At 67.4% G+C, this 14,977-nt stretch carries 20 protein-coding genes; 8 read left to right on the top strand and 12 right to left on the bottom strand.

From position 1 onward, the window contains the following. Nucleotides 1-86 precede the first annotated feature (86 nt). From D3654_RS11320 to D3654_RS11310, 3 genes are all read right to left on the bottom strand, one after another. Nucleotides 87-821 carry a YcnI family copper-binding membrane protein gene (locus tag D3654_RS11320; RefSeq protein ID WP_120521596.1) on the bottom strand — a complete coding sequence of 245 codons (735 nt, stop codon included), beginning with the start codon at nt 819-821 and terminating at the stop codon, nt 87-89. A 116-nt stretch (nt 822-937) separates the two neighbouring features. After that, nucleotides 938-1,543 carry a hypothetical protein gene (locus D3654_RS11315; RefSeq protein WP_120521690.1) on the bottom strand — a complete coding sequence of 202 codons (606 nt, stop codon included), beginning with the start codon at nt 1,541-1,543 and terminating at the stop codon, nt 938-940. A 102-nt stretch (nt 1,544-1,645) separates the two neighbouring features. After that, nucleotides 1,646-2,656, bottom strand: a complete 1,011-nt coding sequence (locus D3654_RS11310) for a LacI family DNA-binding transcriptional regulator (RefSeq protein WP_120521595.1) — start codon at nt 2,654-2,656, stop codon at nt 1,646-1,648. 128 nt (nt 2,657-2,784) lie between these two features. Between D3654_RS11310 and D3654_RS11305 the strand changes: the two genes are divergently transcribed. Together D3654_RS11305 and D3654_RS11300 are read left to right on the top strand one after the other, a co-directional pair. Then, nucleotides 2,785-3,234: a hypothetical protein gene (locus D3654_RS11305; protein WP_120521594.1), complete on the top strand. Its 450-nt coding sequence runs from the start codon at nt 2,785-2,787 to the stop codon at nt 3,232-3,234. A gap of 58 nt (nt 3,235-3,292) precedes the next feature. Continuing rightward, entirely contained in the window at nt 3,293-3,691 is a 399-nt protein-coding gene (locus tag D3654_RS11300) for a nuclear transport factor 2 family protein (RefSeq protein ID WP_120521593.1), read from the top strand. Between the two features lie 45 nt (nt 3,692-3,736). Here D3654_RS11300 and D3654_RS11295 read toward each other — a convergent pair whose 3' ends face one another. After that, nucleotides 3,737-4,474 carry an SDR family NAD(P)-dependent oxidoreductase gene (locus D3654_RS11295; RefSeq protein WP_120521592.1) on the bottom strand — a complete coding sequence of 246 codons (738 nt, stop codon included), beginning with the start codon at nt 4,472-4,474 and terminating at the stop codon, nt 3,737-3,739. 30 nt (nt 4,475-4,504) lie between these two features. Further along, nucleotides 4,505-6,199 (bottom strand): SulP family inorganic anion transporter, encoded by a 1,695-nt coding sequence (locus D3654_RS11290; protein ID WP_120521591.1) that lies wholly within the window; start codon nt 6,197-6,199, stop codon nt 4,505-4,507. 126 nt (nt 6,200-6,325) lie between these two features. Here D3654_RS11290 and D3654_RS11285 point away from each other — a divergent pair, with 126 nt between their 5' ends. Together D3654_RS11285 and D3654_RS11280 are read left to right on the top strand one after the other, a co-directional pair. Beyond that, on the top strand, nt 6,326-6,652 hold the full coding sequence (locus tag D3654_RS11285) for an ArsR/SmtB family transcription factor (RefSeq protein WP_120521689.1): 327 nt from the start codon (nt 6,326-6,328) through the stop codon (nt 6,650-6,652). Continuing rightward, a complete protein-coding gene (locus D3654_RS11280) occupies nt 6,649-7,401 on the top strand; it encodes a cation efflux transmembrane domain-containing protein (protein ID WP_120521590.1) in 753 nt (250 codons plus the stop codon). The genes D3654_RS11285 and D3654_RS11280 overlap by 4 nt, the downstream gene beginning before the upstream one ends. Here the strand turns inward: D3654_RS11280 and D3654_RS11275 are convergent. The 5 genes from D3654_RS11275 to D3654_RS11255 form a co-directional block, all read right to left on the bottom strand. Next, a complete protein-coding gene (locus D3654_RS11275) occupies nt 7,370-7,804 on the bottom strand; it encodes an arsenate-mycothiol transferase ArsC (RefSeq protein WP_120521589.1) in 435 nt (144 codons plus the stop codon). The two genes, D3654_RS11280 and D3654_RS11275, sit on opposite strands and share 32 nt — an antisense overlap. Further along, a complete protein-coding gene (locus D3654_RS11270) occupies nt 7,805-8,461 on the bottom strand; it encodes an arsenate reductase ArsC (RefSeq protein ID WP_120521588.1) in 657 nt (218 codons plus the stop codon). Nucleotides 8,462-8,496: 35 nt separating this feature from the next. Beyond that, nucleotides 8,497-9,873 (bottom strand): FAD-dependent oxidoreductase, encoded by a 1,377-nt coding sequence (locus D3654_RS11265; protein WP_120521587.1) that lies wholly within the window; start codon nt 9,871-9,873, stop codon nt 8,497-8,499. 176 nt (nt 9,874-10,049) lie between these two features. After that, on the bottom strand, nt 10,050-10,472 hold the full coding sequence (locus tag D3654_RS11260) for an arsenate reductase ArsC (protein ID WP_120521586.1): 423 nt from the start codon (nt 10,470-10,472) through the stop codon (nt 10,050-10,052). A 156-nt stretch (nt 10,473-10,628) separates the two neighbouring features. Then, a complete protein-coding gene (locus D3654_RS11255) occupies nt 10,629-11,303 on the bottom strand; it encodes an arsenate reductase/protein-tyrosine-phosphatase family protein (RefSeq protein ID WP_120521585.1) in 675 nt (224 codons plus the stop codon). Nucleotides 11,304-11,349: 46 nt separating this feature from the next. On the opposite strand from D3654_RS11255, the gene D3654_RS11250 reads away from it, so the two are divergent. The 3 genes from D3654_RS11250 to D3654_RS11240 all read left to right on the top strand — a co-directional run bounded on the left by D3654_RS11250 (nt 11,350) and on the right by D3654_RS11240 (nt 13,025). Beyond that, entirely contained in the window at nt 11,350-12,090 is a 741-nt protein-coding gene (locus D3654_RS11250; RefSeq protein ID WP_120521584.1) for an aquaporin, read from the top strand. 63 nt (nt 12,091-12,153) lie between these two features. Further along, entirely contained in the window at nt 12,154-12,516 is a 363-nt protein-coding gene (locus tag D3654_RS11245) for an ArsR/SmtB family transcription factor (RefSeq protein ID WP_120521583.1), read from the top strand. Continuing rightward, nucleotides 12,513-13,025: a GNAT family N-acetyltransferase gene (locus tag D3654_RS11240; protein WP_342635092.1), complete on the top strand. Its 513-nt coding sequence runs from the start codon at nt 12,513-12,515 to the stop codon at nt 13,023-13,025. Before D3654_RS11245 ends, D3654_RS11240 begins: the two co-directional genes overlap by 4 nt. Before the next feature lie 69 nt (nt 13,026-13,094). Here D3654_RS11240 and D3654_RS11235 read toward each other — a convergent pair whose 3' ends face one another. Both D3654_RS11235 and D3654_RS11230 read right to left on the bottom strand, forming a co-directional pair. Further along, nucleotides 13,095-13,430 (bottom strand): YnfA family protein, encoded by a 336-nt coding sequence (locus D3654_RS11235; protein ID WP_120521581.1) that lies wholly within the window; start codon nt 13,428-13,430, stop codon nt 13,095-13,097. Between the two features lie 16 nt (nt 13,431-13,446). Beyond that, nucleotides 13,447-14,373, bottom strand: coding sequence for a methyltransferase family protein (locus D3654_RS11230; RefSeq protein WP_120521580.1), 927 nt, complete (start codon nt 14,371-14,373; stop codon nt 13,447-13,449). A 211-nt stretch (nt 14,374-14,584) separates the two neighbouring features. Here D3654_RS11230 and D3654_RS11225 point away from each other — a divergent pair, with 211 nt between their 5' ends. Then, nucleotides 14,585-14,968, top strand: coding sequence for a hypothetical protein (locus D3654_RS11225; RefSeq protein ID WP_120521579.1), 384 nt, complete (start codon nt 14,585-14,587; stop codon nt 14,966-14,968). Nucleotides 14,969-14,977: the final 9 nt, after the last annotated feature.

Raw genomic sequence — 14,977 nt, 5'->3', positions numbered from 1 at the left:
GTCTTTCAGAAGTTTTCGGGCAGCACGAACCCGGCCGTGCCGGTGGAACCGGCACGGCCAGGTAGTGCGTGGTGCGTGGTGCTGGTTCAGCCCTTGCTGGCGCGCGTGCGGGCCAGGGCGGTGACGCCGGCGCCGAGGCCGATCAGCCCGGCACCCAGGCCGAACCAGCCCGCCGTCGAGCCTCCGTCAGTGGAGGCGGCCGCAGCAGCGGGTGCCGCTGACGGCGCGACAGTTGCCGAGGGCGACGGCGCGGCGTGGTGGCCGGCCTCCTCGGCGGCCGTGGTCACGAACGAGGGCGCCGGGTGTTCCGGCTCTTCCTGGCCCTCTACCGCGTTCTGGTCCCATTTCACGACCGTGCCATCCGTGTAGCTCTGGGTGGCCGGCAGCGTCACGGTGGTGCCGGCGTCGGGCAGGACGCCCACGGAGATCGAGAACGACTGGTACTCGTTCGGCCCGATCTGGTGCGCGGCGTCGGCCGTCCACACGATGGAACGCGGTGCCTTGGTGACCGTGGCGCCGTCGACCGTGACGGGCTTGGGCAGCGCCCCGGTGATGACCCGGGCGGTCCAGCCTTCCACCGGCTTCACGGACACGGAATTGAACGGGGTGCCGGCCGGCAGGGCCACTTCGAGCTTGTTCGTCTTGGCCGTGTCCGATTCGTTGGGAACGTTGAACGTCAGGTGGGTGTAGCCGCCCGCTGCCGTGTCGTCGGGATCGACGTGGACGTGGGCCGAGGCTGCGGCAGCGCCGGCGGCAAGCAGGCCGGCGGCCATGGCGGCAGTGGAGGTGGTCTTGAGGGTACGGCGAAGGAAGGAATTCATGGCAGGGATGCCTTTCAGGGAAAGAAGGTCAGGGACCCGGCCGGGATGGTGCCCGCCGGGCGTTTCGGCACAGCAAGGGCCGCCTGGTCTCCTCCCGTGAGTGAGGCTCCCGGGGCTCAGGCGGCCTGAACCGTCGACGGCGGTCCGCGCCGTGCGGGGATGCGCCGGACCAGCTGGTCCCGGGTCAGGACGATCGGGGCCGTGCACGCCCCCGGCACACGGGCCGGGACGATCGCGCAGGGCACGGGCAGTTCCACCAGCGGCCGCAGCCAAGCGGCCAGGGCCCACAGGGCCTGCTCACCGCGGGCGAGCACGGCGGCGGTGGTCACGGTAGCGAGGGCGTGCGCGGCGAACATCTGCCAGCCGTCGGCTCCGGCCTCGGTTCCGGCAGGGGTCATGCCCGTCATCAAGGGCATGACGTTCAGGCCATGCTCCGAGTGCCCCGAATGGTCCGGCGGCGCGAGCGGCGCTGCCGTGGAGAGGGCGTGGAAAGCCCAGTGCAGCCCGGCCTGTCCGGCGCCAAGGAGCCCGGCCAGGGCAGGAAAGGACAATCGGAACTTGGTTGCCACCGTGACCGGCAGCACCGTCAAGGCGCAGAGCCTGAGGAGGATGGCCGGTTCGGGGAGCAATCCCCCGCCGGCAAGGTGGCCGCCTGCGGCCAGTCCAAGGATGAGGGCGGCGATGGTCCCGGTGCGGAGCAGCCGGAAAGAAGCACGCGTCATCATCGGCGCTCCTTTCCGGGTTTGGGGCTGGCTCATCCCATTCTAGGGATTGGTCCGGTGGTGCGTCGGGCATGACAAAGGAGGGCTACCTCCCGGGCCGTGCTAGTCCTGGGTCGTCGTGCCGCGCAGGTGCAGGGTCCAGGGTGCCGGGACGCGGACGCCCTCGCCGGTGGCGCCTGATTCGAGGCGCTCCACCAGCATGTTCACCACGCGGTCGAAGATGGGTTCCGGCCCCACGGTGGTGAGCGCCGGGTCCGATTCCTGGCCTTCGGTGGAGTTGCCCACGCCCACGATCTGGACGTCCTCGGGCACCCGCAGGCCCAGGCGGAAGGCGGCGCGGACGGCTTGGAGCGCCTCCATGTCGTCGTTGGCGAAGATGGCCGTGGGGCGGTCCGGCAGCTGGAGCAGGTCGAGGGCGGCCTGGTAGGCGAGGTCCTTGCGGTGGTGCGAGGTGCGCACCAGTTCGGGATCCACCGGCAGTCCGGCGCGCTCGAGCCCGGCCACGTAGCCGCTGTACCGGGAAGGGATGGCCCGGGCGCTTTCGTCCGCGCGCCGGATGCAGGCGATGCGGCGGTGGCTGCGGGTGAGGAAGTCCATCCCGGCGGCGATTCCGTCCGTCGGTTCGGGGGCCAGGACGTCGAAGCCGGCGGGCTGCATCACCTCGGAAATGACCACCTGTGGAACACCGCGGCGGGCCAGTTCCAGCATGGTTTCGTCTTCGGTCACCGATTCCGGGATGAAGCCAAGGATCACGCCGTCGGCCCCGCCGGACAGCATGAACTGCCGCCAGGCATCACCCAGCAGCACCACGGGCTGGTAGCCGTGCTGGGGAAGGACCCGTGCGGCAGCGGCGGCCAGGGCGCGGTCCCACGGCCATTCGAGGTTGCCGATCGCCACGGCCACGAGTTCGGTCTTGCCGCGCCGCATACCGCGGGCGGCGCGGTTGGCCACGTAGCCCAGTTCGCGCACGGCTTCCTGGACGCGCTGCTTGGTGGGTTCGCTGATCCGGGTGGTGCCGCCGAGGCGCCCGGAAAGCACGTAGGAGACCGTGGTGAGCGAAACGCCGGCACGCTCGGCCACGTCGCGGATGGTCGGCTTGGAACCTTGCCTCACGTCTGTGTCCTGTCTCTGCTTGCGGTTTTCGTACTCTATCGGGATTTGCCGGGGAGGCTCCTTTCGTGAATGTACGACGGCGGCGGTCGCGAACCGAGCAGCCAGCACCGGCGTGGAACAATCACCGCATGGAACCCGACGAACCTGAGATTGTGGACTGGCCCTCACTGCTCTTCGCACTGCTTGTCGATTCATTCGTCGTGTGGGCTCCGGCCGTCCTGGCATTCATGCTGCTGCCCGCGCACCGGATCCCGATCGCCATGGGCGTGCTCCTCGGGGCGCTGCTTGCTAACTGGGCTCTCTACAACCGCGGAACCACGCTCGGCGCACGCCTCGCCGGGTTCCGGCTCCGGACGCGGCGCCGGCAGGTACCCGGGGCAAAGTACGGCCTGATCCTTGCGCTGACGTCCTTGCTTTCGGTCCCGGCGGTCCTGCTCCTGGTTATCGTCAACGTCCCAGGAGGCGACGTCTCCGGCCCTCTCGGAGATCCTGCAAGCTACCCGTTGCTGGGGGAACGTACCGGACGCCGGCGGCTCCTCGAAGCGGCCGACGCCTACTGGGAACGCTGGTCCTACTGACTGGTCCGGCCAACCCGCTCCGCCTGTCCAAAACCCCCCGCCGAACGCATACTGAGCTATGACTGCCAACGACGACTTCCAGGCATGGGTGAAGTCCACGCTGTACCAAGCGGAACTGGCCCTCCACAACGGCGACTCGGCTCCGCGCCGGGCCATTTGGTCGCGCAATGAGCCAGTAAGCATCCTGGGTGCGTGGCGCAACGCCTACGGACAAGAGCAGGTGGACGAGACCTTCGACTTCCTCGAAAGGTCCTTCTCGAACTGCACGTCCTACGCCTTCGAGCTGCAGGCTCATGACGTCACAGGCGACATGGCCTACACGGTTGGCCTTGAGCACACCTCAGCCTCCGTCGACGGCCAGCCGCGAAACTACACCCTGCGGGTCACCCAGGTCTACCGGCGCGAGGACGGGGAATGGAAGGTGGCCCACCGGCATGCCGATACGGTGATCGAATAGGCCTGCGAGGCCGGCGCCTGTCTATGGGCTGTCGTGTCGGTTCGATCAGCGGCGTTCGATGGTGCTTCCGGTGTACTCGGCCAGCGAGCGCAGAAGTGCTTCCTGGAAGTGCTCATCACGCACCGCCGGATGCGGTTCCCGCGTCGCCTGGTGGTGCCAGTAGCCGCCGGTACTGAGGGCTTCGGGGCTGTCACTTACCGCGAGCCACGCCTGTGTGACATGGCCCAGGCGGAGGTCGCCGGGCGCGCCGGGTCCGCCCATCCGGGTCGGCACCCAGCCGGGGTCCACCGCGTGTGAATGCACTTCCGGCCACAGCCTCGCGATGGCCGCCGCGAGCGCGGTCACGTAGAGCTTGCTGTCGGGATACGAGCGGGTGTCCCGCGTGCCGCTCCAGTCCACGCCGTCGAGGTCCGGCTGGCCGCTGCGGTGCCAACCGCTGCTGAGGTAGATCAGCCGCTCCGGGCGTTCCATTTCCGCGGTGAGAACGTAGGGAGCCACGACATTGACCGGCAGCACTGCCCGGCCGCCGAGGACGCCGGCGTTGTGGATCACGGCGTCAAAACGGCCCAGCGAATTCGCCTGGTCGGCCAGGCTGCGCACCTCATCGAGCCTGGCGAGGTCGCCCACCACCGCCTGGGCGCCACGGTCCAGGAGGCCCTGGACGGCCGTCAGCCGCTCCGGCGCCCGGACATGTACGACGACGGCATGGCCGCCGTCGAGCAGTTCCTCAGCTGCCGCGCGGCCCAGGCCGTCGGCGGATCCCGTAACGAGGATGCGGGACATCTTTCCCCTTGCTGTTGCGATGACTTACTCCTAGTCCCTACCGTCCTCGCGCTGGAACGCCCGCACCGCGGCGCCCACTGTCGGGAAGAAATGCTCGGACGAAAAGCGGGCGCCCACGCCGTACTGCAGCAACCGGTCCTTGACCGGACCTTTGAGCTCAGCAAAGATCAGGTCCACGCCGTGCAGGTCAAGCCATTCGTCCAGCTCCACCAACTCGTCGAGCGCAGTTGTGTCGATGCCCGTCACGGGTTCGGCCGCCAGCACCACACGCTTTGTTTCCTCCGCCGCCTGGTCCAGTTCAACGCGGACAAAGGAGCCCAGCAAGGCTCCGTTGCCGAAGAACAGGGGCGCGTCGAAGCGGAGGATCAACATGCCCGGGATGCGTTCACCCTCCGGGTGGCGGTTCACGTCGTGGTATCCCGGCACCCCCGGTACGTCCACCAGTTCAGTGCGGTAGGGGTCCCAGGCCCGCCGGATGAAGTCCAGGACTGCCAGGCCGATGGCAATGGCAATGCCCGGGAGGACGCCCAGGATGGTGACGCCCAGGAACGCCGCGAGCATCACCAATGATTCGCTGCGGCTCATCCCGATGAGCCGGCGCACACCCGCCGGGTCCGCGATTGCAGCGGCTGCGGCGATGACTATGGCGGCAAGCGTTGTGGAGGGAAGGAACTCGGTGGCGCCGGGCAGCAGAAGCATGAAGCCGAGCACCAGGACGGCACCCACGGCCCCGGTGAGCTGGGATTTCGCCCCGGACTCGACTGCCACCGGGGTGCGGGACGTGCTGGCCGACACCGGGAACCCTCCGAGGAGCCCGCTTGCAGCGTTCGCCGCACCCAGCGCCGCCATTTCATGGTTTCCGGAAACCCGGCTGCCCTCGGCGGCCGCCAGTGATTGGGACAGGGTCCCGGTATCAACGAACACGATGAGCGCGATCGCCGCGGCGGCGGGCAGCAGGGCCGCGACGTCGCTCCAGGCGAGTCCGCCGAGGGCCGGTGCAGGCAGCCCCTGTGGCAGGGCACCTGTCACCTTCACGCTCTCCTGCAGCCCCAGCAGGGCAACCGCGACACACGATACGACCACCGCAATGAGCACACCCGGAAGCTTCCACTTCAACCAGCGGGGAACCCAGATAAGCAGCAAGGAAAGCAGCCCGAGAAGCAGCGCCGCCACATTGGTCTCGCCGGCTAGCACCTTCGGCACCGCGGCGAAGAGCTTCTCCCAGGGTGTGCCGTCGTCGACGGAGATCCCCAGAAGGGTAGGCAGCTGGGACACCGCCACCAGCAAGGCGATTCCGTTGAGATAGCCGAGCCTGATGGGCTTGGACAACAGCCCGGTGACGATCCCCAGTTTCAGCACCGAACCGAGCAGCAGGATGCCGCCGATCAGGATGGCCAGCAGGCCTGCCAGCGCCACGGATTTCTGCTCGTCCTGAGCAGCCAGGGGAACCAATGCTGCTGCGATCATCGGTGCCAGGGCCGAATCCGGGCCCAGCACCAGCACCCGCGATGGGCCGAGCGCCGCGTAGACAATCAGTGGCACCACCGTCGCGTACAGGCCGGTGACCGGCGGAAGTCCGGCGGCTTGGGCATAGGCCATGCCGGCGGGGACCAGGATCGCAAAGAGCGCGGCTCCGGCCGTCAGGTCATGGCGCAGCCACTCGGTCTTGTAGCCGCGCAGGGCCGGCGGGACCGCCCAGGCCGGAATCATGCCGGTTCGGCGCATGTTCCGATCATTGCCGATCCTGCCCCTGCGCGCCACGCCCCGGCACGGACTATCCCTGTGCCGTTGTTGAGGCCGGGCATTTGATACATCTTTGAATGAATACATCGGACGATGTACTTTTGGTCCATGGAAACCCTTACGCACGCCCCCGTGCTCGCGCGCTTCGGCTACGCCGTCTCGGATCCCACCAGGGCCCGGATCCTGCTGGCACTCGCGGAAGACCCGGCGTATCCCTCGGATCTCGCCGAATCCCTCGGGGTGTCGCGGCAGAGCATGTCCAACCACCTGAGCTGCCTGCGGGGCTGCGGGTTGGTGGTGGCGGTTCCGGACGGCCGGCGGACGAGGTACGAGCTGGCCGACGCGCGACTGGGCCATGCGTTGCGGGACCTGATCGGCGTGGTGCTGGCCGTGGATCCTGACTGCTGTGCACCGGACGGGAAGCTCCTGGCATGACCGCGGCTGTTGGTTCACGATCCGCCGAGCGGCGGGCCGTGCTGCGGCGGAGGATACGGTTCCTCGCCGCGGCGACCATCAGCTACAACGTCATCGAGGCGGCGGCCGCGCTCTGGGCCGGAGGCCTCGCGGACTCCTCTGCCCTGATCGGCTTCGGCCTGGATTCCGTGATCGAAGTAGCCTCCGCCGTCGCGCTGTCCTGGCAGTTTTCCGCCGCAGACCCGGAACGACGCGAACGGGTGACCCTGCGCATCATCGCGGTCTCGTTCTTCGCACTGGCCGCCTTCGTGGCCGTGGACGCGTTCCGCTCACTCATGGGCGGCGGTGAAGCGCAGCACTCCGCCCCGGGCATCGTGATCGCGGCCCTGAGCCTGCTCATCATGCCGGTGCTGTCCTGGCTGCAGCGCCGCGCCGGACGCGAACTCGGCTCCCGCACCGCAGTGGCCGACTCCAGGCAGACCTTGCTCTGCACCTATCTGTCGGCCGTCCTGCTGGCGGGCCTCGTGTTGAACAGCACCCTGGGATGGTGGTGGGCCGACGCCGGCGCCGCGCTGGTAATCGCCGCAATCGCTGTGCGGGAGGGCATCAATGCGTGGAAGGGCGACGCCTGCTGCGCCGTCCCGCCCACCCACGTGGACGACAGCGAGACTGTCGATGCCTGTTGCGCGGAATGCGGCGGCACGGCCCCTGAGTCCCGGGAAGCCGTGCCGCTGGACCTTACGCGCCGGCCCGATCAGGGTTGGCGATAAGTTCGTTGTATAGCCCGTCGACACGGGCTTTGATGTCGTCGCGGACCAGGCGCATGCGTTCCATGCCTTCGATTCCGCGGCTTGAAGGCTCGTCGGTATCCCAGGTTTCGAAGCGTGCGGTGCCGCGGGGTTCGAGCTTCGCCTCGGTGCCCAGGACCACCACGACGTCGACCGCGTCCAGTACCTCGTCCGTGACGGGTTTGGGGTGTTCGCCGGTGGTATCTATGCCGAGTTCGGCCAAGGATTCGACGGCTTGGGCGTTCAGGGCCGGGCCGGGTTTGGTGCCGGCGGAGTAGACCGTGAGGGCGTCGCCCGCGAGCTCGCGCATGAGTCCTGCGGCGAGTTGGGACTTGCCGCCGTTCTTGCTGCAGACGAAGAGGACGGCGGGCTTTTCCTGTGTCATTTAGTGTGCTGCTTCCTTCGTGAGTGAGGCGACAAGGGTTTTGATGCGGTGGTGGATTTCGTCGCGGATGGCCCGGACGGTGTCCAGGGGTTGTCCTGCGGGGTCACTGAGATCCCAGTCCTCGTAGCGTTTGCCGGGGTAGATGGGGCAGGAGTCCCCGCAGCCCATGGTGATGACGACGTCCGAGGCGCGGACGACGTCGTCGGTGAGGGGCTTGGGGTAGTCCTTGCCGAGGTCGAGGCCCATTTCGGACATCACGGTGAGGACTGCGGGGTCCAATTCGGCGGCGGGCATGGAGCCAGCCGAGCGTACGCGGATCCTGCCCTTGGCTTCGACGTTGAGCAGGGCGGCAGCCATTTGCGAGCGGCCGGCGTTCTGTACACAGACGAAAAGGACTTCCGGCAATTCGGAGACGATCGATCCTTTGGATTTGGCCAGCGCAGCGAGCCGGTCGCTGGCGAAGTGTTCAGTGGTAGCGGGCAGGTAGGCGCTGATTTTCGCTGTCCTGGCCAGCGCCGCGTAGGACTCGAAGACATAGCGTTCGACGGTTTCGGCGGCGAAGGTTCCGGCGTAGCGGTCGGCGAGGCGTCTGCTGATCCGGTGGAGGACTTCGGTGTTGTCCTGCAGACCCAGTGTTGTTTCCTGTTGTTCGGTCATTGCGGTTTCTCCCTGGCTCTTGGTGCCGGTGGTGCTCAGAGTTGGGCGGAGCGGCCGTGGGCCAGTCCGGTGGGAATGCCGATCAGCAGTGGTTCCGGTGCGGCGCAGCAGCCGGACTCAGCGTCCGCGGTCGCGGCGGTGGCCGGAACGTCGCAGCTGGTGCCGGCATCAGTGGAGCAGACGCCTGTTTCCGGGAGTTCCAGGTGCACGGTGTCGGCGGCTTCCCGGTCGCCGGAGAGGGCGGCGGCGACCGAGCGGACCTGTTCGTAGCCGGTGGCGAGCAGGAAGGTCGGTGCACGTCCGTAGGACTTCATGCCGACGATGTAGAAGTCTTTTTCCGGGTGGGCCAGGAGCGCCGCGCCGTGCGGGGGAACGGTGCCGCAGGAGTGGAATTCGGGATCGATCAGCGGGCCAAGCTCGACGGGCGCTTCGACGGCGGGGTCCAGGTTGAGGCGGAGTTCGCGCAGGATGTCCAAGTCCGGGCGGAAGCCGGTGCAGGGGACGATGATGTCGGCGTCGAGCGTGCGTCCGTCGGCGGCTTCGACGCTGACGTGGGTGTCCAGGGTCTTCAGGGTCGCGATGCCGAAGCCGGTGTGCAGTTCGATGGTGCCGGCCTCGACCAGGCGGCGGAGGCGGGAGCCGAGCTGGCCGCGGGCGGGCAGGCCGTCCGCGTCGCCGCCGCCGTAGGCCTTGTCCGCGGAGGCGCCCCGGACGGCCCAGAGGATGGTGGTGTCCGGCTCCCCCTTGGCGAGGTCTGCGAGGTTGATCAGGGTGTTGGCGGCGGAGTGTCCTGCCCCGACAACGAGGACGCGGCGGCCGGCGAAGGATGCACGATCCCGTCCGGTGACGTCGGGCAGGGGCGAGGAGATCCGGTCACCGGCGATGTTCTCGCCGATGGCGGGCAGGCCGGAGGTGCCGAGCGGGTTGCGGGTGGCCCAGGTGCCGGAAGCATCGACGACGGCGGCCACGGTGTGATCGCGGGTTTCACCGTCGGCGTGCTCGACCCGAACAACGAAAGGCGTGGTGTCGCGATTGCGGACGTGGGTCTTGTCCAGGCCCTGCCGGGTGACCGCGATGACACGGGCGCCGGTTTGGAGGCGGGAGGCGATCGCCGGGGTCGCGGCCAGCGGGGCGAGGTAGCTGTCAAGAAGGTCACCGCCGTAGGGCAGCGCCGTGGGGCGGGGAGACTCCCAACCGGTCGCTTCGAGCAGGCGGACGGCGGCGGCGTCGAGGTTGAACCGCCAGGGCGAGAACAGCCGGATGTGGCGCCATTGTTCAATGGCGGCGCCAGCGGTGGGGCCGGCTTCGAAGATGACCGGGTCGAGGCCGCGTTCGAGCAGGTGCGCCGCGGTGGCAAGGCCCACCGGGCCTGCGCCGATCACGGCGACGGGAAGGTTCTTCAGTGAATCCATGCTGTCCTCTTGCTTTCTCCGGTGGTGTGCGGTTCGGGTCGGGTGCCTGCCGGGTCCTTGTGGGTCCGGCAGGCCGGGGCGGTGCTTGCTTAGCAGCAGTCCTGATCGTTTTCGTCGCAGCAGCCGGTGTCGGTGCAGCATCCGTTGTCCATCCAGTTCACCCCCTTCCGCTTTGGCTAGCTGGCGGTCGGGGTCAGGGATTCGATCAGACCCTCGATGCGGGTCTTGATCTCGTCCCGGATAGGCCGCACGGATTCCAGGCCCTGGCCAGCGGGGTCTTCGAGGACCCAGTCCTCGTAGCGCTTGCCGGGGAAGTACGGGCACTCGTCCCCGCAGCCCATGGTGATCACGACGTCGGAGTCCTGGACGGCCTCGGTGGTGAGGACCTTGGGGATTTCGGCGGACATGTCGATGCCCATTTCGGCCATGGCTTCCACGGCGGCGGGGTTGACCTTGTCCGCGGGCTGTGACCCAGCGGAACGGACCTCGATCTCGCCCTTGCCCAGGGTGGTGAGGAAGGCTGCCGCCATCTGGGAACGGCCGGCGTTGTGGACGCAGACGAAGAGGACGGAGGGCTTTTTGGTGGTTTCGGTGCTCATCGGGTTTCTCCTGAAATCACGTGGAACGGTGGGTGGTGGACTGGTTGAGGTCTTCGCACCCGACCCCCGCCGCATCAATAGATTGATAACTATCGATGCAAGGAGTATCGGGGCATATATTGATGAATGTCAATATATTGCGGAAAGTTGGCGCGGTCAGGCGGCGTGCAGGCGGGGGGCGAGGTCGTTGATGCGGTGGGAAATGTCGGCGAATGCAGCGTCAAAGGCCTCCCTGGTGTTCAGGCGCAGCGGATCCGGGACGGACCAGTGGATTCCCCGCATGCCGGGCAGTTCCTCATGGGCGTTGTCGCACACGGTCACCACCAGGTCACCTTCCCCGGCAACCTGGTCCAGCAGCCGTGGGACCACTCCCGTGAGGTCGATGCCATGACGCCGGGCGACGTCGACGGCCCCAGTCGCAATGCGCTCGGCAGGGTGGGTACCGGCGGAGGCGGCAGGGATCTCGCTGGCCTGCCGCCAGAGGGCAGCAGCCAACTGGGAACGCGCACTGTTCCGGGTGCAGACAAAAAGCACGCGGTGCGCCCCGCGGGCGCGCCCGGGGACCAAGCCGTCGAGAGCGCCGGCGGCCAGCCGAAAGTAGCTGCGACGCTTGTCCGCCTCCGAGCGGTGGCGAGTGGCGAGCCCGGCCGCCTCCAGCGAACGAAGGTGATGGGAGAGCAGGTTTGCGGGCATGCCGAGTTCGGACTGCAGCTCCGTCGAGGACAGGTCTCCAAGGGTGAGCAGGTCCACGATGCGCAGCCGCGCGGGATCGGCAAGGGCGGCATGCTTGGCGACCCTCGCCTGCAATTCCTCGGTTGGTTCAATATTCATTGATTCAATTTTGACTGAACTAGTTTCTTGGGTCAAGCTTGTCCCCATGACTTCACCCCAGCCCCCGTTGTGGCGCCGCGCCCTGGCCGAACTGCTCGGCACGGCTCTGCTTGTCTCGATCGTCGTCGGCTCCGGGATTGCCGCGCAGCAATTGTCCCCGGGTGACACCGGCCTGCAGCTGTTCGAGAACAGCACAGCAACCGTCCTGGGCCTGACGGTGTTGATCCTCGTGTTCGGCCCCGTCAGCGGGGCGCATTTCAATCCGGTGGTCTCGGCCGTGGACTGGATCCTGGGAAGGCGCAGCGGTGCCGGGCTGAGCCTTCCGGACCTGGCGGTCTATGTCGTAGCGCAGACCCTTGGCGCGATCGGCGGCAGCGTGCTGGCGAACGCGATGTTCGAGGTGGGCACGTCCATCTCGGGCAAGGACCGCACGGGCGGCGGGCACCTCCTGGCCGAGGTGGTCGCCACCGCGGGGCTGATCCTGCTGATCTTCTCCCTCGCCGCCACCAGGCGGGGCGTCCTCGCCGCACCGGCGGTGGGCGCCTACATCGGCGCCGCCTATTGGTTCGCCTCCTCGACCTCGTTCGCGAACCCGGCCGTGACCGTCGGGCGCATCTTCAGCGACACCTTCGCCGGCATCGCCCCGGCATCGGCCCCGCCGTTCGTGCTCGCGCAGCTGATCGGCGCGGCGCTCGGACTGGGCCTGCTGGTCCTGCTGTTCCCCACGGCCGGCAAGGCCGCGGACGACGTCGTCCTCCCCCACGGCAGCGAAGCCGCCCAGCCCTGAGGCCCCGGGCCGCGCCCCCGACCAATACATTGATGTTTATCAATATTCGGGGATAATGGGGAGATGACTTCCCTGCCCACACTCGAGACCGCGCCCGCTGCAGCCGCAGACGATAGCTGCTGCGCACCGGCAGGGACGCCGGTGCTGGGTGCTGAAGAAGCGGGCCGCCAGGCCCTGCTCTTCAAGGCCTTGGCCGACCCCAACCGCCTGCGCCTGCTGTCCATCGTGAAGAACGCCGGCGGCGGCGAAGCCTGCGTCTGCGACCTCACCGAGCCGCTGGACCTTAGCCAGCCCACTGTGTCGCACCACCTGAAAATACTGGTCGACGCCGGGCTGCTGCACCGCGAGAAGCGCGGCACCTGGGCCTACTATTCCCTCGTCACCGGCGCGCTCGACGATGCCGCAGGCATCCTGTCGAAACTGTGACCCGAACCCTTCACCTGAGAGGCATGCAGGCCGCGGATTGGCCCGCCGTCGCCCGGATTTACCAGGAAGGAGTCGACGGCGGGCACGCCACCTTTGAATCCGCCGCCCCCGACTGGGACACCTTCAACGCATCGAAGCTTTTCGCCCACCGGCACGTTGCGACGGTCGCGGACGGCGTCATCCTCGGCTGGGCAGCTGTTTCGCCCGTCTCCTCCCGCCCCGCTTACGCCGGAGTGGTCGAACACTCCGTCTACGTCAGCACCGAAGCCCGGGGCCTCGGCGTTGGCAAGGCCCTGCTGCACGCACTCGTCCGCAGCACGGAGGACGCCGGAATATGGACGATCCAAGCCAGCGTCTTCCCCGAGAACACACCCAGCCTCAGGCTCCACGAGACGGCAGGATTCACAATCGTCGGACGCCGGAACCGGATCGCCCGCATGCCAAGCGGTCCCCTCGCCGGGCAATGGCGCGATACTCTCCTGATCGAACGCCGCTCCACGTCGTTGTGACCGCCATTCGCCGGAAGTTTGGCGGCCGCTGACGTGCCCTGCCGGCACCTCGCGAAGGCCTCATCCGGTCTAGGAATTACGTGGCGAGAACATGATGACGGCGACGCCCAGCAAACAGATCAGGGAACCAATGACGTCCCAGCGGTCGGGGCGGAAACCGTCGAAGATCATGCCCCAGGCCAGCGAGCCTGCGACGAAAACACCGCCATAAGCGGCAAGGATCCTGCCGAAATGTGCATCAGGCTGCAAGGTGGCGACGAACCCATAGATCCCCAGCGCGACGACACCGAGGCCGGCCCACCACCAGGCTTTGCCTTCCCGGACTGCTTGCCAGACCAGCCAGGCGCCTCCGATTTCAGCGGCGGCAGCGAGGGCGAACAACAGGACGGATTTGGCAATGGGCATGATGCCATCCTGTCACTCAGCGCTTAATGGAGTGCTTAGTCGAAACCGCTCCGTGGCCCGGAATCCAGCAGCGCACTGCCTCCCGGTACCGCTCGAAGTCTTCGCCGAAGCGTTGCTTGAGATCGGCTTCCTCCAGCGGCCTGATGGCGTAATTCCAGAACAGCGACCCCGCAAGCGCGTAGACGACTACAAGCCAGGACTGCAGGATGAGGCCGATCGCGGCGCCCTGGGCAATGCCGGCGAGGGCCATGGGATTGCGGACCCAACGGTACGGGCCGGTGACGACCAGGCGGTTCGGCATCGCGGCCGGCAGCGGCGTGCCCTCCCCCTTCGTGGACATCGCCACCGCGGACGCGACGCCAAGCACGCTGGCAAGGACAAGGACGATCGCACCGGCAAGGCCCGCGAACGGCGGAAAGGGCAGTGCCACGTTCCACCGCTGTTCAAGGGCGGTTATGGCAGTCGGAACCACCACCAGGAAGAAGCCCCAGAAAACAACGAGCTGGCCGAAGGTCGTGGCCACGTGGTTTGCAGAGTCCGAGCGCCTGGCCGCGCGGAACGCAAAGGGCCCCCGGAGGATCCACTCCGTGGGTACGCGTCCCAGGAAAACAAGGCAGAGCGCCGCCAGGGAAGCTGCGGCGGCCGCACCCATGGCGAGCACGCCCCAGCCAGCTTCGCCGGTGATTGTTGCGTAAGCGGCCAGTACGACGGCGACAATCACCGCCCAGCCCGCGCTCACCGCCACGGCCGCCCGGACGCCGAATGCAGCCACCGCCGAGGCGATGACGAACAGCGGGATATCGAAGGCGGCCACGATGACCGGATCCAGGCTGCCAAGCGTCGACTCACGCACGAACGGCACAGTGAAAACCAGGACCCACCACAAAAGTCCTGCGGCCGCTTGAAGTGCGAAATAGGCACGCCCCCACCGCAGCAAATACATCACCGTTCCGTGCCAATTCGGCCTGTTCGGAGGCCGAAACAATGTTGGCTTCAGCGTAGCGAAAGCAATCACTGGTAAAACCGTCCCGGGTGTTGCAGGGAGATATCCCGGCGCCTGTCCTCCGCAAATGCAAACGCAAGATCCAAGGGAATGAGCGCTCGGTGTGTTCGCCGGCGTCCGAGCTCGTGCCTAGTTCGTTGACCATACCAACATGGCCGGGACCGCGTACCCTGTCGTGGCCGATCCGTGGTTCGGGGCACGGCTCTTCCAGCCCGTGAAGCGCTCTATCTCCAGGGGCGACTACATGTATAGCGCCTGGCTCACACCGTGGGGCGTAGCGGTATTGAGTGGCGGCGGCTCCGGGATCTTTAACTATCTCGCCGGGGGTTACATCATCCGAACCGCAGGCTGGGAGGAATGGACCAAAGCCTGGCCAGCTATCACCAACAAGGCAACCCTGAAGCAGCAATTCGATTGCCATGTCGCTGCTGGGATCTACGGCATTCCATTCACGCAGGACTACAACCTGGAACGGTTCCGGGCCGACAGACCGAACTGGCTACCAGGTGTCTGGTCGCACCACTGCAATTGGTAGCTTGAACGG

It is taken from the genome of Arthrobacter celericrescens, from assembly GCF_003614925.1.
GTDB lineage: Bacteria > Actinomycetota > Actinomycetes > Actinomycetales > Micrococcaceae > Arthrobacter > Arthrobacter celericrescens.
The sequence above is the reverse complement of the archived record's forward strand: the minus strand, read 5'-3'. Positions and strand labels throughout refer to the sequence as shown.